General features: G+C 67.5%; 16 protein-coding genes. 6 read left to right on the top strand and 10 right to left on the bottom strand.

Annotated elements, in window-relative coordinates; genetic code table 11:
• Positions 1–141: 141 nt before the first annotated feature.
• On the bottom strand, positions 142–1,185 hold the full coding sequence (locus tag AC4FS2_RS11815; RefSeq protein ID WP_491156661.1) for a tartrate dehydrogenase: 1,044 nt from the start codon (positions 1,183–1,185) through the stop codon (positions 142–144).
• Between the two features lie 100 nt (positions 1,186–1,285).
• On the opposite strand from AC4FS2_RS11815, the gene AC4FS2_RS11820 reads away from it, so the two are divergent.
• Together AC4FS2_RS11820 and AC4FS2_RS11825 are read left to right on the top strand one after the other, a co-directional pair.
• Positions 1,286–2,092 (top strand): GntR family transcriptional regulator, encoded by an 807-nt coding sequence (locus AC4FS2_RS11820; RefSeq protein WP_491156660.1) that lies wholly within the window; start codon positions 1,286–1,288, stop codon positions 2,090–2,092.
• On the top strand, positions 2,089–3,033 hold the full coding sequence (locus tag AC4FS2_RS11825; RefSeq protein WP_491156659.1) for a carbohydrate kinase family protein: 945 nt from the start codon (positions 2,089–2,091) through the stop codon (positions 3,031–3,033). The genes AC4FS2_RS11820 and AC4FS2_RS11825 overlap by 4 nt, the downstream gene beginning before the upstream one ends.
• Before the next feature lie 25 nt (positions 3,034–3,058).
• On the opposite strand, the gene AC4FS2_RS11830 is transcribed toward AC4FS2_RS11825, so the two are convergent.
• The 4 genes from AC4FS2_RS11830 to AC4FS2_RS11845 are packed head-to-tail and all read right to left on the bottom strand — an operon-like array spanning position 3,059 to position 6,844.
• The gene (locus AC4FS2_RS11830; protein ID WP_491156658.1) at positions 3,059–3,934 is read right to left on the bottom strand and encodes a sugar phosphate isomerase/epimerase family protein; all 876 of its coding nucleotides are present in this window, start codon (positions 3,932–3,934) and stop codon (positions 3,059–3,061) included.
• Complete coding sequence (locus tag AC4FS2_RS11835; RefSeq protein WP_491156657.1) at positions 3,931–5,031, bottom strand: NAD-dependent epimerase/dehydratase family protein; 1,101 nt, start codon at positions 5,029–5,031, stop codon at positions 3,931–3,933. The genes AC4FS2_RS11830 and AC4FS2_RS11835 overlap by 4 nt, the downstream gene beginning before the upstream one ends.
• Positions 5,028–5,996, bottom strand: a complete 969-nt coding sequence (iolC, locus tag AC4FS2_RS11840; protein ID WP_491156656.1) for a 5-dehydro-2-deoxygluconokinase — start codon at positions 5,994–5,996, stop codon at positions 5,028–5,030. The genes AC4FS2_RS11835 and iolC overlap by 4 nt, the downstream gene beginning before the upstream one ends.
• Complete coding sequence (locus AC4FS2_RS11845; protein WP_491156655.1) at positions 5,993–6,844, bottom strand: hypothetical protein; 852 nt, start codon at positions 6,842–6,844, stop codon at positions 5,993–5,995. Before AC4FS2_RS11845 ends, iolC begins: the two co-directional genes overlap by 4 nt.
• A 90-nt stretch (positions 6,845–6,934) precedes the next feature.
• On the opposite strand from AC4FS2_RS11845, the gene AC4FS2_RS11850 reads away from it, so the two are divergent.
• Together AC4FS2_RS11850 and AC4FS2_RS11855 are read left to right on the top strand one after the other, a co-directional pair.
• Complete coding sequence (locus AC4FS2_RS11850; protein ID WP_491156654.1) at positions 6,935–7,954, top strand: alcohol dehydrogenase catalytic domain-containing protein; 1,020 nt, start codon at positions 6,935–6,937, stop codon at positions 7,952–7,954.
• A gap of 5 nt (positions 7,955–7,959) precedes the next feature.
• The gene (locus AC4FS2_RS11855; RefSeq protein ID WP_491156653.1) at positions 7,960–8,712 is read left to right on the top strand and encodes an SDR family NAD(P)-dependent oxidoreductase; all 753 of its coding nucleotides are present in this window, start codon (positions 7,960–7,962) and stop codon (positions 8,710–8,712) included.
• A 6-nt stretch (positions 8,713–8,718) separates the two neighbouring features.
• Here AC4FS2_RS11855 and AC4FS2_RS11860 read toward each other — a convergent pair whose 3' ends face one another.
• The 5 genes from AC4FS2_RS11860 to AC4FS2_RS11880 are packed head-to-tail and all read right to left on the bottom strand — an operon-like array spanning position 8,719 to position 14,803.
• Positions 8,719–10,203, bottom strand: coding sequence for a mannitol dehydrogenase family protein (locus tag AC4FS2_RS11860; RefSeq protein WP_491156652.1), 1,485 nt, complete (start codon positions 10,201–10,203; stop codon positions 8,719–8,721).
• Positions 10,200–11,162: a cyclase family protein gene (locus tag AC4FS2_RS11865; RefSeq protein ID WP_491156651.1), complete on the bottom strand. Its 963-nt coding sequence runs from the start codon at positions 11,160–11,162 to the stop codon at positions 10,200–10,202. The genes AC4FS2_RS11860 and AC4FS2_RS11865 overlap by 4 nt, the downstream gene beginning before the upstream one ends.
• A 25-nt stretch (positions 11,163–11,187) precedes the next feature.
• Entirely contained in the window at positions 11,188–12,195 is a 1,008-nt protein-coding gene (locus AC4FS2_RS11870; protein ID WP_491156650.1) for an ABC transporter permease, read from the bottom strand.
• A complete protein-coding gene (locus AC4FS2_RS11875; RefSeq protein WP_491156649.1) occupies positions 12,192–13,757 on the bottom strand; it encodes a sugar ABC transporter ATP-binding protein in 1,566 nt (521 codons plus the stop codon). Before AC4FS2_RS11875 ends, AC4FS2_RS11870 begins: the two co-directional genes overlap by 4 nt.
• 32 nt (positions 13,758–13,789) lie before the next feature.
• Positions 13,790–14,803, bottom strand: a complete 1,014-nt coding sequence (locus AC4FS2_RS11880; RefSeq protein WP_491156648.1) for a sugar ABC transporter substrate-binding protein — start codon at positions 14,801–14,803, stop codon at positions 13,790–13,792.
• Between the two features lie 442 nt (positions 14,804–15,245).
• Between AC4FS2_RS11880 and AC4FS2_RS11885 the strand changes: the two genes are divergently transcribed.
• Both AC4FS2_RS11885 and AC4FS2_RS11890 read left to right on the top strand, forming a co-directional pair.
• On the top strand, positions 15,246–16,163 hold the full coding sequence (locus tag AC4FS2_RS11885) for a cupin domain-containing protein (RefSeq protein WP_491156647.1): 918 nt from the start codon (positions 15,246–15,248) through the stop codon (positions 16,161–16,163).
• Between the two features lie 163 nt (positions 16,164–16,326).
• On the top strand, positions 16,327–17,106 hold the full coding sequence (locus tag AC4FS2_RS11890) for an SDR family oxidoreductase (protein WP_491156646.1): 780 nt from the start codon (positions 16,327–16,329) through the stop codon (positions 17,104–17,106).
• Positions 17,107–17,350: the final 244 nt, after the last annotated feature.

Genomic DNA, 17,350 nt, shown 5'->3' on the forward strand with positions numbered 1-17,350 from the left:
GACCGTTCCTGCCACGCGACAAGGGTGGGCACACCAGAAGGCCGGCTCCTGGCGCGCAGATGAGTCACGGCCTCGGGTCCGACTCGCGCGCGCCCGCGAACTGCCGATGGTCTCGCGGTCCGCGGCCCGGTTGGCCGCACGTCACAACGCGAGCGCGTCGACGATCGCCTGCGAGACCTCCGCGGTGCTCGCGTGGCCGCCGAGATCGGCCGTGCGCACTCCCGCCGCGGTGACCGACCGGAAGGCCGCAGTGAGGTCGGCGGCGGCATCCGCGTGACCCAGGTGCTCGAGCATCATCGCCCCCGTCCAGATGGCGCCGATCGGGTTCGCGATACCGCGCCCCGCAATGTCGGGAGCCGAGCCGTGCACCGGCTCGAACAGCGACGGGAACCGGCGCTCCGGGTTCAGGTTCGCGCTCGGCGCGACGCCGATGGAGCCCGCGATCGCGCCGGCGAGATCAGAAAGTATGTCGCCGAACAGGTTCGAGGCCACGATGACGTCGAACCGACCGGGGTCGAGTACGAGGCGGGCCGCAAGCGCGTCGATGAGCATGCTCTCGAGCCTGACGTCGGGTGTCTCCGCGGCGACCTCAGCCACGACCTCGTCCCAGAACGGCATCGAGTGGGTGATTCCGTTCGACTTGGTGGCAGACGTGAGCCCGCCCCGACGGGCCGCGGCCTGCCCGGTCGCGTAGCGCGCGACCCGCTCGATGCCATGCCGCGTGAAAACGTTGACCTGGATCGCCTCCTCCTCCGGCCGGCCGCGATACGAACGCCCGCCGACCTCGGAGTACTCACCCTCGTTGTTCTCGCGGACGATGAGTACGTCGATGTCGTCGCCGCCGAGGACGGGGCTCGGCACGCCCTCCAGCGCCCTGATCGGGCGCAGGTTGACGTACTGGCGAAATTCTCGGCGGATGGGTATGAGCAGACCCCAGAGGGTCTCGGTGTCCGGTATCGCGGGCAGACCGACCGCGCCCAGGAAGATCGCGTCGTGACCCGACAACTTCTCGATCCCGTCGACCGGCATCATTCGGCCCGTCTGCATGTAGAGATCCGAACCCCAGTCATAGTCGACCCACTCGACCGACGCGTCGTGGCGGGCGAGCGCGGCATCCACGCACGCGATCGCTGCAGGCACGACCTCTTTGCCGATGCCATCACCGGCGATGACTGCGATGCTCATACATACCTCCGGGTCACCGAGCGGGTCGCTGATCGACCGCAGGCTTTACAAGTTGTAAAGTAACACCGATGACGCGACATGCGCGACGCTGGGAGTCCCGATGAATCAGGCAGGTCCGCAGGCACTGCTGCTCGACAGGCTTGCAGCCAACCCGCTCCCCCGCACGCCCGGCATCGCGCTGTACTGGCAGTGCGCCGAACTGCTGAAGCGACTGGTCGAAGAGACCCATTATCCGGCGGCGGTGCCGCTCCCTGCGGAGAACGACCTGGCTCGGGCGCTCGGTGTCAGCCGCCCCACCCTTCGGCAGGCAATGGCTCGTCTCGCCTCGGACGGCATCATCCACTCTCAGCGCGGCGTCGGCGCGTTTGCGCTCCGCACCGGCCTGGTGCGCCCGGTCGGCCTCAGCAGCCTGTACCGCGACCTCGTCGCTTCGGGGCAGACGCCCTCGACCAAGGTGCTCCTCCTCGAAGAGGTGAAGGCACGGGCGGATGTCGCGGCCGAACTGCATGTGCCGCCGGGCGCACCACTGTTGCACGTCGAGCGCGTGCGTTTCGCCGACGGCGTGCCGGTCGTGCTCACCAAGACCTTCCTGGCGCTGCCGGAGGGCGTGACCCTGACCCGTGAGCAGCTCGAGTCCGATGGGCTCTACAACCTGCTGCACCGTGTCGCATCGATCGAGCTGGTCGGCGGGTCGCAGGTCGTGACCGCGAGACATGCGACACCCGAGGAAGCCTCCGCCCTCGAGCTGCCCGCCGACGCCGCTGTGCTGGTCGCGCATCGCGTGGCGTTCGATAGCCGCGGCAACGGCGTCGAGTACGTGCATATCATCTATCCCGAGGGCACCGAGCTCAGCTCCGACCTGCGCGGCACCTCCACGCGCGCCGCCGACCCGGAGTCGCGGCGGTGACCGTGCGCACGCTGTGCTTGGGCAGCCTGGTGCTCGACACCATCGCCGTGGTCGGGCGGCTTCCCGGTGAAGACGAGCGGGTCGAGGCCGAACACGTCGTCCTCGCCGGCGGCGGCAACGCCTCGACGGCCGCCGTCGCCATGGCCCGGCTCGGCGTCGAGGTCGACTTCGCAGGCGTCGTCGGTGCCGACGATATCGGCAGGCTCCTGATCGACGGCCTCGAGGCCGAAGGTGTCGGCACGCGCCACGTGGTGGTCCGCGACGACCTGGAGAGCAGCTCGTCGGTTGTTGTCGTAAGCACCGAGACAGCAACTCGCACGATCATCACGCGCCCCGCCGAGGTGCCTGCCTCCATCCCGGCCGGCTACGACTGGCTGCACGTCGACAAAATCGGCTACCGAACGCTGCGGATGCTGGGCGCGGGCACCGCGCGAGTCTCACTCGACGACGGCAATCCGGTGCCGGATCTCGATCTGCGCCTCATCGACCTCTACGTGCCGACCGCCCAGGTGCTGCGCGAGCGCTACAGGATCGACGATCCGCGAGAGGCCGCCCAGCGCGCCCGCGCCGACGGCGCGCAGACGGTCGTCGCGACGGACGGCAGCCGGGGATCGTTCGCGCTCGACGCCGAGACCACTGCGTACGCGCCCGCTCTGTCGATCGTTCCGCGCAGCAGCCTCGGTGCGGGCGACGTCTTCCACGGAGCGCTGCTCGCCGCGGTCGTACTGGGCAAGAAACTGCCCGATGCCATCCGCTTCGCGAACGTCACCGCGGCGCTGTCGTGCCGCGCGATCGACGGCCGCTCCGGCATCCCGGGCCGGGCCGAAGTCGAGGAGACCATGCGCGAGCTTCCCCGCACCCCCGGCGACGCGGCGGTATTGATCCGCGACCTGCTCGGTCCCACGTCGCCGCCGCAGGCATCCGTGAGTTCTCCCACCTGAAGCCGTTCTGGAAGGCGTGAGTCTCCTAGCGCCTGCCGGCCGCCGCATATGCGCCGGCCAGCAGAGCGTACGCATCCTCGGCTACCCGGGTGTCACGGTCGAGCACGTCGCGCCACACCGCGAGGCCGGTCGCGTGGTCCGGTGCGAGGGCCGAGACGGTGAACGCCTCGAGCCCGTAGCGGCCGTCGTAGCCGACCTCGATCGCCGATGCCGTGAGTTCAGCCAGCGGGATGTGGCCGCGACTGAGTTCCCCGCGGTGGTTCTGCTCGAGCTCGAGATAGCCGAGGTGGGGCAGCGCCTCGGCTATCGCGGCGACCATGTCGTCTTCTTCGATGTTCATGTGGAAGATATCGAGATGGATCCCGAGGAGGTTCGTACCGGACGCCGCGACGAAGTCCATCGCCTGACGCGCGGTGTTCACAAGCGCCGTCTCGTAGCGGTTCACGACCTCGAACAGCAGCCCGACGCCCGAGTCCGCGGCCTCTTCGGCGAGGTCACCGAGCATGCGCGCCGTGCGAGTGAAGACCGAGCGCGGAACAGGGGCTGCGGCCTTGCCCAGCACCCCGTAGAGGATCCCGGTCAGTTTGTCGGACCCCAGTTCTGCAGAGACCTCGATGGCGCGGCGGATCCTGCGCACGCCACGCTCCCGCACCTCGCGATCGTCGCTGGCGATGTCTTCGGTCGCGATCTGGTTGGAGTTGGTCATGACCTGCAGGCCGTGCGACTCGACGAGCTGCCGGACGCCTGCGGGGTCGAAGGTGTGTGGGTCCCGCAGCACCACGACGATTCGGCGGTAGCCGATACGCGCGATGCGCGCGACGATGTCCTCGGCGCGATCGGCCTGCCAACCGGTCATCCAGACTCCTGGATTCACCGCGAGGTCGGGCACGCCTCCGGTCACGGCAGCACCCGCCTACCTCGCAGCGCGCCGAAGAGGTCGCGGAACATGTACTCGGAGTCGACGACCTCGGTGAACCCCGCCTGGCGCAGCTTGATCGTGCTCAGGAACAGCGGGAGCGACCGCGCCTCGTGGACGGAGCCATCCGGGGTGTAGGCCAGCATGTCGTCGGCGAACGCGTGCGAGTAGCCGAGGAGCTGCTCGAGGGTGTTGGGGCGCAGTCCGTGGCGCGCGACCACACGGTCCCACACGTCCGCGTGGCGGGGCAGCCACGCGGCCAGGCTCATCGGCTCGTCAGCGCCCGTCTCGACGCCGAGCATGTCTGCGAAGGCGGGCCAGATGTCGGGCCAGGCGAAAACGTCGCCGTTGGTGATGTTGAACGTCTCGTCGTGAGCGTTCTGCGCCCCCGTCGCCCAGTGCATGGCGTTCGCGATCAACCGCGCATCGACGGCTTCGACCGGATACAGGTGACCACCCGGGAAGGAGAACGGCTCACCCAGCTCCGCTCGGATGGCGGCATACGCACCGAGGACGGGCACCATGTTCATTGCGACCCCGATCTGGTCACCGAAGATGGCCTGCGGGCGCCAGATCGTGAAACCGAACCCGCGCTCGGCGGCGGCGGCGGTGAGCAGATCCTCCTGAAGCCAGTAGAAGTTGGGATGCTCGACCCGGGGCTGAGACTCCTTACCGGGGACCCGCATCCGGCCAACGTGGTAGCCGTACGCCTTTGTGCCCTGAAGCAGCGAGACGTGTTCGACCGGATGGTCGCTGAGCGCCCCCATGACGTGCTCGAACATGCGGCCGTTCGTGATCCGCTGCTCGGGGTCGGTCCAGCCGCTGATGAGCGAAGGCTTCTCGTAGAGGGCGGCGTACGTGACGTGCGTGATGGGCCCGGCCGCGCCGAGGGCGTCGGCGACCGCGCCGGCGTCGGTCAGGTCGACCGCCATATGGCGGAGCCGGTCGTGCGGTGCGTATCCAGGTGTGCGGCGCGAGACCGCCACCACCTCGAACCGCTCATCCTGGAGGAAACGGCGGGCGGCAGCACTGCCGACCGTGCCGCTCGCGCCGAGGACGAGCACACGCAGCCGCTCGCTCACAAGTCGCCTCCGCTCATGACGCCTTCTGCCAGGAACGCGTCGACCTCGGCGCCGGTCGGCATCGCTGTCGAGCATTCATACCGGGTGGCGACGATGGCGCCGGCGGCGTTGGCGAACCGCAGCGTGCGCTCAAGGGACCAACCCTCCACGAGGCCGCGGCAGAGTGCACCGCCGAAGGCGTCTCCCGCACCCAAGCCGTTCACCACGTCGACGGGAATCGGGGCGACCTCGACGCGCTCGTCGGCGGTCTTCGCGAGCACGCCCTTCGAGCCGCGTTTCACGATAGCCAGCTCGACGCCACGCTCGAGCAGCGCGTCCGCCGCCCGCTCTGGGTCGCGCTCCCCGACCGCCATCTCGCACTCGTCGGCGTTGCCGATCGCAATCGTCACGTGTTCGAGTGCGCGGCCGACGGCCGCGGAGGCATGGGCCTGGCCGTCCCAGAACATCGGCCGATAGTCCAGATCGAGCACCGTGTGACGCGCCCGGCCACGCGCCACCCACGCCGCGAGGTGCGCGGCACGGCTGGGTTCGCGAGAGAGCCCCGTCGCGGTCGACCAGTAGACGCGGGCCGACGCGATCTCGTCCAGCGGCAGGTCTTCGACGTCGAGGAACATGTCGGGTGCGGTCGGGTTTCGCCAGATGTACAGCGGCGGATCCTCCGGCGGATACATCTCGCAGAACGTCAGCACCGACGGGATACCTGGCATAGGACGGATGTGCCGGGCGTCAACGCCGAAGCGCGTGAACTCCTCGACGACGTAGCGCCCGAAGGGGTCGTCCCCGGAGCGGGAGAGCATCGTGACACCCAGACCCTGGCGCGCAGCCGCGACCGCGACGTTGGCCGCGCTGCCCCCGATCGACTTGGTGAAGGTGCGCACATCCTCCAGCCGCACGCCCGATTGCGTGGGATAAAGATCGATGCAGACCCGGCCGACGACGACGACATCGGTCGGAGCAGAGGTCACGCGACCTCCGCCGCGGACAGCTCCTGCAGCCGGCGCACCGACTCGGTGCGGAGAAAGGCGGCCGGATCGGGCGATGTCGTGGCATCAGCCCAGATCGCGCGTCCTGCGAGGAAGCCCTGGGCTCCCCCCGCGGTGCAGGCGCGGACGGCATCGGGGAAGCGCGCCGCGGGAACACCGGACGACAGCACTACCCACGGACACTCGAGGCTCTCGGTGATGGCGCGTGCTGTTGCGGTGATGACCTCCGGATCGCCGGCACCGTACGACGGCACTTCCGCCTTGTAGAGGTCGGGCGCGGTCCCAGCCAGGTCGCGGGCGGCAAGGACCAGCGCCTCGTTGAGGGCAGGAGCATCCCAGAAGGCGATGTCCTCAGGTCGCACGACCCCCTCGACGATGCCCGGCACTCCGAGCCGTCGACAGAGGTCCATGAACCGGGCGGATAGGTCTACGGCCTCATCTCGACGGTCGGGAAGCCAGGGGACGAGCATCTTCAGCGCTGCAGCGCCGAACTCCGCCACGACCTCGGGTGTCACGTCTTCGTCGAGCATCGCTACGTTGACCGGCCCGCCGGGCACGGATTGGGACAGGAGATCGGCGGCCAGGATGACGGGGCGCGCTGACAAGGCGGCGGCGGGGCCCCCATACTGCCGATCGACGAGCACAGCACTGGCGTGCGGCACGAGCGTACGCGCGACGAGAACCTTGAACGACACGAGTTCGTCATCCCCGACCGGTGTCGGAGCGTCGGCGGACAACATCTGCCGCAGCGATTCGCGCTGGTCGATAGCCAGCATGGAGAAGCGGCCGCGGCCGTCGCGAAGCTGATCCAGCGGGAGGGAGCGGGTCATTTGGCCTTCGATTCATCCTGAGCACCCACGGTGGGGCTTACAACTTGTCAACGTATCCTATCAAGTGAGCATCTGGTAACGTGGCGATTTATGCGTGCAATCCGTTACCAGGGGGAACACCGCGTCATCGTCGACGACATTCCCATCCCCAACGTCGGCCCGACCGACGTCCTCGTCGCTCCCGAGTTCGTCGGTCTGTGCGGCACTGACGCGCACATCGTAGACGGGGAGTATCACAGCGTGCCCCCCGTCACGCTCGGACACGAGATCGGCGGACGGATCGTCGAGGTCGGCTCCGGCGTCCGTCACCTCAACGTCGGCGATCTGGTGAGTGTCGAGCCGCACTACTACTGCGGCGTCTGCGTGCCGTGCCAGACCGGTCGACCGAACATGTGCCCCGACCGCCGCGCTCCCGGCGTGCACCTCGACGGTGGCATGGCCGAATACCTCGCGGTCGACCAGAGCCTCGCCTACACCGTTCCCGGGACCGACGACGCGCGTCGGGCGGCCCTCACCGAGCCGCTCGCCTGCGCCGTGCACGGTCTCGACCGGCTCGATGCGAAGTCCGGTACCTCGATCGTGATCTTCGGCGTCGGCCCCGTCGGGGCACTGCTGATCATGCTGTCCCGTCGCGCCGGCCTTGGCCCGATCGTGGCCGTGGAAGGCAGGCCTTCGCGGCGCGATCTCGCGCTCCGGGTCGGCGCCGACACCGTGCTCAGCCCCGCCGAGGACGGACTGCGCGAGCGCCTGGTCGAGGCAAGCGGCGGCATCGGCTTCTCCTCAGCGATCGACGCGGTGGGCTCGGTCGCGGTCATGGACGCGGCGATCCCTGCCCTCGCGCGGGGCGGGCAGCTCCTGCTCTTCGGAGTCGCGCACCCCGACGCCCGCGCTAGCGTGTCTCCTCACGACATCTACGCCCGGGAGTTGACCATCCTGGGCACGGCCCTGAACCCCTTCACCCACCGCCGGGCCGCGAATCTCGCCCACCAGCTGCCGCTCGACGAGTTGCGCGTCGGCGACTTCCCCATCGAACGTTTCGACGAGGCATTGGCTGCACAGCGTGAGGGCACGTACGACAAGGTGTTCATCACACCGCAGGCGAGGGGCTGAAACACATGCAGACGTTCCGGCTCGACGGACGCACCGCCCTCGTCACCGGCGGCGCCGGGGGGATTGGGCTCGCGTCGGCACGACTCCTCGCGGATGCCGGCGCCCAGGTGTGGGTCGGCGACCTCGACCCCGACATCGGAGAGTCGGCGGCCGCATCCGTCGGCGGCCGCTTCGTGCACATGGACGTGTCGTCGAGCGAGTCGGTCGACCTGGCCGTCGAGGCCGTGCTGGCGTCAGCCGGTCGGCTCGACGTGGCAGTGAACTGCGCCGGCATCCGCCATCTCGGGTCCCACGCCGAAGACCTCACCGACGAGGAGTGGGCGACCGTCATGGACATCAACGCCACGGGGGTGTTCCGCTCGTGCCGCGCAGAGGGACGAGCCATGCTCGGGGCGGGCTCCGGCACGATCGTCAACATCGCCTCGATGTCGGGGCACATCGTCAACCGACCCCAGCCTCAGGCCAGCTACAACACGTCGAAGTCGGCGGTGATCATGCTGACCAAATCGCTCGCCGTCGAGTGGGCCGCACGCGGTGTTCGGGTCAACAGCATCTCGCCCGGCTACGTCGAGACCGCGCTCACCGCTCGCAGCAGGGCCATGCCCGAGCGCCTCGACGTCTGGCTGCAGGGCACTCCGATGGGCAGGCTCGGACGGCCGGAAGAGATCGCCGGGGCGGTACTGTTCCTGGCGTCCGACGCCGCGTCGTTCATCACCGGTGCCGACCTCTCCATCGACGGCGGCTACACCGCCGTCTGAGGCCGGTCACCCCTCCGCGAGCAGTCTCTCCAGCGCGGTGAGCGCCCCCGCCTCGTGAAGCACCGCGAGCGTCTCGAGGTACGGCTCGCGGAAGGCCGGCTGCTCGACGAGGTCGCCGAACAGGGCGCGGTTCTCGATGAACGCCGTGGGACGTTCGCGCTGCGTGCGCGCGATCGCCTGCAACGATTCTGACAGCCGATCGACGATCACGATGGGCTCCCCGGATTCATCGACTGCCTCCGCGTACCGGGCCCAACTGGCCACCACGGCGGCCGCGTAAGGCACCGGGATGCCGGCATCGAGGTCGTGCCGCACCACGGGGAGGAGCCACTTCGGGATGCGGTCGCTGGACTCGGCACACAGGCGTGCCAAGGTGTCGCGGATCTCCGGGTTGGAGAAGCGCTCGATCAGCTGAGCCTTGTACGCGCTGAGATCGATGCCGGGCACCGGGGCGAGGGAGGGCGTTCCCTCGCGATCCATGTAGCGACGCAGGAGCGTCTCGATCCGCTGATCCGCCAGCGCCTCGTGCGCGTACCGATAGCCGGCCAGGTAGCCGAAGTAGCAGAGGGCCTGGTGACTGGCGTTGAGCAGCCGCAGCTTCATCAGTTCGTAGGGCAGCACGTCCCCCACCAACTGCGCCCCGACGAGCTCCCATTCGGGCCGCCCAGCCGGGAAGTGGTCCTCGACGACCCACTGCGTGAAGGGCTCGCACACCACCGGCCACCGGTCGATCGTGCCGAACCGCTGCTCGAGTTCCGCACGGTCCTCGTCGGCTGTCACCGGTGTGATGCGGTCAACCATCGCGTTCGGAAATGCCACCTCCGTCTCGATCCAATCGGCCAGGACCGGGTCGAGCAGCCGGGCGAACCCCGAGATCGCCTGCCTCGCCACGTCGCCGTTCGATTGGATGTTGTCGCAGGACTGCACCGTGAACGGCGGGACGCCTGCCTCCCGGCGACGGCGCAGCGCGGCCACGATCAAACCGAATGCACTCCGCGGAGCACTGTCACCTTCGAGGTCGGCAGCGATGTCCGGGCTCACGGGGTCGAACGCGCCGGTGGAGGGATCGACGCTGTAACCACCCTCGGTGATAGTGAGCGACACGATGCGCACGGAGGGGTGCGACATGCGTGCGATGACCGCCTCCGGGTCATCCGGCGCGAACATGTAGTCGATGATCGACCCGATCACCCGGGCCTCGCGACTGCCGTCCGCGTGCTTGACCATGACCGTGTAAAGGTAATCCTGCGCTGCCAGCGCCTCGGCCATCCGCTTGTCGTGGGGGAGAACGCCGACGCCGCACAGCGCCCAGTCGCTTGCCAGCCCCAGCGACATCAAATCGTCCAGATAGACCGCTTGATGGGCGCGGTGGAACCCTCCCACGCCGAAGTGCATGATGCCCACCGAGAGCCGGGACCGGTCGTACCTCGGCACCGCGACCCGCGGGTCCAGTTCGGCCAGCGACGCCTGCGAGAGCCCGACCCCAGTCATCGGATGGCGACCGGGTTGACCGGAGCACCGCTGGCGCCGTGTACCTTCAGGGGCGCCGCGGTATAGAGGAAGTCCCACCGGTCGTCTGCCGCGCAGGCGGCAGCGAGTTCGTCCAGCCAGACGATCTCCGTGAAGACGACCCCGAGGTTGCGCATGAGGGCGTTGTGCAGGGGAAGCTCGACACCCGACTCGTGCCAGGTCGTCTCGTTCGCGATGAGGTCGGTCACCAGATTGGGGATCTCCATGCGCTGGAACCACTCCACGAGCTCGGGCGACCAGGTCAGGCCCGGCTCATGCCAATCCGCGTAGAACTCCTCAGGCGTGGTCCGGTAGTAGTGCCCCAGCCACCCGGTGCGGATGACGATGATGTCCCGCGGCTTGATCTCGATGCCTTGCTTGGCGGCGGCGTCCTGGAGGTCGATGTGCGAAAAGCTCTCGCCCCGCTCGAGCGAGTCCTTGCCGTAATAGCGTGCCATGTCGATGAGCACGCCGTGACCGACGACGCCTCGCTGGGCGATGGGCAGTATGGAGGCCTTGCGCAACTCGCCGTTGGTGGTCGAGGCGTCGTACCCGTTCCACAGCTGACCGTCGTACCAAAGGTGGCCCAGGGCGTCGTACTGCGTAGAGCCCTGCAGGAACATTTCGATCTTGTCATCGGCCCAGTGGTGCCCACTGGCGGGCTCTTCCGCGCCGCGCTGGAAGAACCCCTCGTCCGAGACCGAGGTGCGTACCGCGCCCGCGCGGCTCGGGTGCACGGGATCTTCGAACCCCGGCATCCCGATCGGAACCTGAAGGGTGAACGACTCGCCGGAGCGGATGGCCGCCACACCGCGGAGGGCTTCCTGCGGGGTCAAGTAGTTCAGGCTCCCCACCTCATCGTCGGGGCCCCACTTGCCCCAGTTCTTCGGGGCGTCATCGCCGAGCAGTTCTGCGATGGTATTCGGCGTCTCACTGGACATCGTGTCTCCTTCGTCTGCAGACGCGTCAGCCGGCGCGGGTGAGCTTACGGGCGACGGTGCTGAACGACACGGCCGCGATGAGCACCAGGCCCTGGAAAAGGAACTGCGCGAACGCCGGCACGCCGATGATCGCGAGGCCGTTGAAGCCCGTGGCGACGGTGAGGACGCCGACCACGGTTCCGAGGATGTGGAACTGGCCTTCCCGCATGACCGCGGTACCCAGGAAGGCTGCGGCGAAGGCCTGCAGGGTGTAGCCGTCACCGCCCGTTGCCTGCCCGCTGCCGACGACTGACGCGAGCAGGATGCCCGTGACGGAAGCGCAGAGCGAGCAGATCACGAACGCGGCGGTCGTGACGGCGCGCACGGGCACCCCCACCAGACGCGACGCTTCGGCGTTGCCGCCGACGGCCTGAATGTTGCGCCCGAGGACGGTGCGGTTCAGCACGACCCAGAGGATCGCGACGATGATCACCATGTAGTACACGTTCTTGGGAATGCCGAACCAGGTCCCGACGGCGAGCTCGGTGAATTCCGGGACGAATGCGCCGTATGGCTGGGCCGCCCCACCGGAGATCAAGTAATTGACGCCGATGGCGACGCTGCCCACACCCAAGGTCGCGACCAGTGCGTTGACGCCGAGGCGTGTGACCAAGAACGAGTTGAGCAGTCCCACGCAGAGACCGATCGCGAGTGCGACCACGATCGCGACCGGGATCGGGACGCCGCCGATGAGCATAGCGGCCACGGCGATTCCCGAGAGACTTGCCGTGTTGCCGATGCTGAGGTCGAACTGGTTGGACGCCAGGACCAGCGTCAGACCGCAGGCGATGATCGCCGCGAGTGCCGACTGGTTGAGAATCTGGACGATGTTGCCCCAAGTGAGGAAGTACGCCGACTCCAACACCCCGAACACGATGACGAGGAGGGCGAGCACGATGAGGGCTCCGTACTTGCCCATGAAAAGGGTGACGGACTGGCCCGCCGATCGACCCCGTCGGGGGTCGATGGTCGGCGCAGGAGCGATGTCGGTCATGCGGCTTCTTCTTTCGGGTGGTGGTTGTAAATCTCTGAGAGCATCTGCTCATCGGTGACGCCGGGTCCTTGCAGTTCACCGATCGTGCGGCCCTCTGCCATCACCACGACGCGATGGCAGATGGATAGCTCCTCGAGCTCCGAGCTGACGACGACGACCGCGTTCCCTGCGGCCGCGAAGTTCTCTATGGTCTGCCAGATCTGCTGGCGGGCGCCGATGTCTACGCCCCGGGTCGGCTCGTCGAGCAACATGACGCGGGCATCGCGGGCAAGCCAGCGGCCGAAAACGACCTTCTGCTGATTGCCGCCGGAGAGCGTCCCGACCTCTACGTGCGGGTCGCGGGCTTTGATACGCAGCTCACTCATCATGCGCTCGGCGGTTCGCTGGGCCTTGCGGTCACTGACGAACGGCAGCAGCCGGCTGATCGCCGTCGCCCCCCACGACCCCATTTGGATGTTGGCGCGTACCGAGTCCGTCATGATCAGTGCCTGCGATCGACGCTCCTCCGGCACGAGAGCGACGCCATGACGGATGGCCTCGGCGACGCTGCCGGCCCGGTACGGCTTGCCGTCCAGGGTCATCTCGCCGCTGACCGGTCGACGCTCGCCGAATACGAGGCCGAGGGTTTCGGTGCGCCCGGCGCCGACGACACCAGCGATTCCGACGATCTCGCCGGCACGCACGTCGAAGCTCACGTCCCGGACGCGCCCCCCATCAGACAGGTGCTTCGCCTCGAACACGACGGACGCATTCAGCGCGACCTTGGCGACCTCGGCGCGCGGGCCGAGCCCCTCGGCCGTCCCGGTGATCCCGCGGACGAGATCGTCGCGGGTGTACCCGCCCCGTTCGAAGCGCCCGGTGACCCTTCCGTCCTTGAAGACCGTGATTCGGTCGCTGAGATCCTCGATCTCGCCGAGCCTGTGGCTTACGTACGCCACCGTTACGCCGGACGCTGCGAGGTCGCGGATGATGCGGAACAGTCGCTGGCACTCGACGTCTGAGAGCACGGCCGTAGGCTCATCCATCGCGATAAACCGGGCGTCGCGGACGAGTGCACGCCCGATGGCAACGAGCCCGCGCTCGGCCGGGCTGAGCAGACGCGCCGGCTTGCGCAGCGAGAAGTTCATGCCGAGCAGCTCGGCTACCTCGCGGGCCCGCCTGGATGCGGCGCGGCGGTCCAGGAAGCCGAAGCGCCCCGCGTCGCGCAGCCCTAGCGTCATGTTGTCGATTGCCGAGAAGTCGGGAATCAGCGCCAGTTCCTGATGGATGAATGCGAATCCGAGCTCATCCGCGTCGCGAGGCCGATCGATGGCGTGCTCCTTGCCCTGAACAAGGATGCTGCCGCTGCTCGGGGTGATCACCCCGCCGATGACATTGAGGAGAGTGGACTTGCCGGCGCCGTTGGCGCCGACAAGTCCATGGATCTCACCCCTGCGAAACTCGAGGCTGACCCCCGAGAGGGCCGCGACCGCCCCGAAGGACCTGGTGACGTCACGGGCTTCAATGAGCGGCGCGTCGCTGACGCTGGCCTCGGTGCGGCGTGCGGGTTCGCTGTTATTCACAGTTGAACGTCCCTCTCGGAGATCGATCCCGGTCAGTTGCGCTCGACCTCGGGATGGTCGGTGAGGAACTGCTCGATGTTCTCACTGGTGAGCACGATGTTCGCCGCCACGACGCCTGTCGGTTCACCGCCGGCCAGGTTGTCTTCCACCAGCTCCAGGGCCTGGGCGCCCATGCCTTCGAAATCGATCCAGAGGTCGGCGGCGACGGCACCGCTGCGGATGCCATCGAGGATGGACACGCTGTAGTCCCACGTGAAGATGGGCAGCTCGTCGGTGCGTCCGGCCTGCTCGATTCCGGCGAGGGCGCCGGCAGTCGAGTCGGAGAAGCACGACCAGATCGCGAACGAACCGGAGCCCGCCGGGTGGGCCGCGAGCCACGCGGCGGTGGCGTTCTGCGAATCCACGACCTGGCCGGGGATCGGGAACTCGTGGTTGTCGACCTCGATGTCGAGACCGGACTCTTCGATCAGCTTGTCGCGGTACTCGGCACGCAGGCGGCACGGGGTGCCCGGCGTGTAGTCGAGCGTGAGGATGTTGGTGACCTTGTTGTCCTCAAGGTACTTGAGGAAGACGTCGTTGATGGGCTCAGGCGCCACCAGGTCGACCGCGCCCGCCATGCCGTCCATCAGGGGGCTGGCCAGGAAGAATACCGGGATGTCGGCCGACCCCGCCTGGGAGAGGCACTGCGCCATCTGGTCCTGCGCGAAGGTCGTGATGATCAGCGCGGTGACCTGCCGGGTGACGTACTGACTGCAGATCGTGTTGGCCTGACCCGCGTCGCCCTTGGGATCCTGCGTGAGGACCTCCCAGCCGGCATCCGTGAAGGCGGCCTTCGTGCTGTTGTCGAACGCCGCGTCAGACGGCGACGTCATGTCGAAGGCAACGAGGCCGAGGACGTTGTCCCCCCCGTCACCGCCGGCGGCTCCGCCGCCGCCCGCGCTGCCCGAACAGCCGACGAGGCCGACAGCGAGGAGGGTGGCGACCGCCAATCCCACAGCGCCACGGCCGCGCCGAGACACCTTGTTGAGGACTTCATTACTGTACATAGCTACTCCCACGTCATTGTCAAGAGTTCACGGTGCGACGAGCGTTGCAACGTTCCAAAATTCTGACAGCTTGTAAACATATCCTATCAACTGAGCATCTAGTAACATCACCCCTTCCGCAGATGCGAAATCGTGACCATGCGACCCTGGCGCCCGTGTGCGCGATCACCCCGTCGGGGCGCGACGGCTTCCAGCGACGCCGGCTCGCGATGTGCGCGAGCGTCAGGCGTGACCGTGCCGTCCACGAGCGAACCGCCCGTGATCACACACCGACGATCGGCACCCGCAGCTGGGCACCAGTGCGGCTGGAATCGATCCGGTAGCCGATGGGCCTCTGCCGATCGGTGGTCACCGAGTCGCTCCTTCGCGTCGTACTGCCAGGTTATGCCAGCTAGAACCAGCCTCCTACGCTGTCGCAGTGCGGTTCTGATACAAATTTTCCATGAAGATGGCCGTCTCCGCTGACCGCGCTGCTCAGCTCCTGAACCGCCCGCCCGAGCTCGAGGTGGTCGAGCGCCATCCCGCACGCTCCATGCGCTGGATGGAGCATGACTACCCGGCGCCGATCGCCCGGTGGAACTACCATCCCGAGTACGAAATCCACCTCATCCGCAAGAGCACCGGCAGGTACATCGTCGGCGACCACATCGGATCCTTCCAACCCGGGCAGGTGTGGCTCGTGGGTTCGGGGCTCCCCCACGACTGGATGAGCGACCTCCAGCCTGGCGAGATCATCCGCAACCGGGACGCTGTAGTGCAGTTCGACGGAGCCCGCATAGAGCGCGCGGCTGCGGAGCTGCCAGAACTGCGTGAGCTGCGCCCGCTGTTGGACGAGTCTGCCCGTGGAATCCTGTTCACCGGCCGCACCGCCGTCGACGCAGCAGAAGCCCTCGAGGCGATGGGGTCGACCGACCACATGCTGCGGCTCGTGCACTTCTTCCGACTGCTGGGCATTCTGAGCAGATCGCCGAGGGAGGACCGGGTGCTGCTGGCGAGGGAGTGGTTCACGCCCCCGGAGGCAGCTTCACCCGCCGCGGCCGCAGTCGAGCGCGGGCTGGACTACATCTTCGCCAACATCAGCGGCACCGTGCGGATGGGCGAAGCTGCGCGTTTGGCAGGCATGTCCGAGACGACGTTCTCGCGATTCTTCCAGCGGGCGAGTGGCCGCACGTTCAGTGAGACGGTCCGAATGCTCCGTATCGCGCGCGCCCGCGTGCTGCTCGAAGAGTCTGACGCCCTGATCGCGGCTATCTGTTACGACGTCGGCTTCAGCAACCTCTCCAACTTCAACCGCCAGTTCCTGCGGGAGGTCGGGATGACGCCGCGCGAATACCGTCAGTCGTTTGGACCGCCGCGCTGATCCCCGATGGGTGCCAGATTCGACGCGCAGCCTGACGTCCGGGCGCGCGATCGCGGTGGTCTTCGCCGTGGAGGTCGAGTAAAACTAACTAGTCGGTTGACAGCGGCGGGTCGGAGAGTTAGATTCCTAACCAACCAGTTAGTCCCGACGAGAGAAGGCCAACATGAAGACCGTTCTGATCACCGGCGCAGGTAGTGGCTTCGGCCGACTCACCGCTTTCGATCTTTCCCGTCTGGGGTACCGGGTGATCGCGGGGGTGCAGATCTGGCCGCAGGCGACGCAGTTGCGTCAGGAGATCGCGGCGGCCGGCTTGGAGAACATCGAGGTCATCAAGCTCGACCTGTTCGACGAGGTCGATGTCGCGCACGCGCTCCGCTACGACGTCGACGTGCTCTTCAATAACGCCGCTGTCGCTCACATCGGGACACTGACCGACCTGCCGATGTCGCTCCTTCGGGCGAACTTCGAGTCGGACGTGTTCGCTCCGATGGAGTTGACGAAGCGCTTCATTCGCCAGATGGCCGGGCGCGGCAGCGGCAAGATCGTGTTCAACTCCTCCATTGCCGGCCTGCAGGCTCAGCCCTTCGGCGGTGCGTACAGCGCGACCAAATACGCGGTCGAGGCGATCGCCGCCACGTTGCGGGAGGAGCTGAAACCCCTCGGCATCGCCGTGGCGACGGTGCAGCCCGGACCCTTTCAAACCGGTTTCAACGACACCGCGATCGAGGCGTCGTCCTACTGGTACGACCCGGAGACGGCGATCCTCCCGGGTTGGGAGCAGCCGACGTTCACCTACCCCGGGCAGGGCGACCCGCAGGAAATGGTCGACGTGATCGTCAAGGTCATCACCGGTGAGATCTCCAGCTACCGCAACGTGTTTCCGTCGTCGACGGAGCGCCAGGCCCGGGAAGCGCAAGCCGCCGAGTGGGACGTCACCGTTTAGTCGAGAAGTCGAATGAGCCGAGAAGTCGAAGAAATCACAAAAAGGTAACGGCCAACTCTTCCGTTCCGTTACCTCACCGTTATAGAGTGCTGACAGGTAGTTGTTTGCTGTGGCAGCTGCCGACATGTGATTGCAGGACACTCTTGGTGCAAGGGACAAGGGCCGGTCGGAAGCCTCTCCGACCGGCCCTTACTCTTGCCGGGAACGGGACTCTTCCTCCCCAGCCTCCGCGCACCGGGAGTTG

It is taken from the genome of Microbacterium sp. Z10_103, from assembly GCF_058310455.1.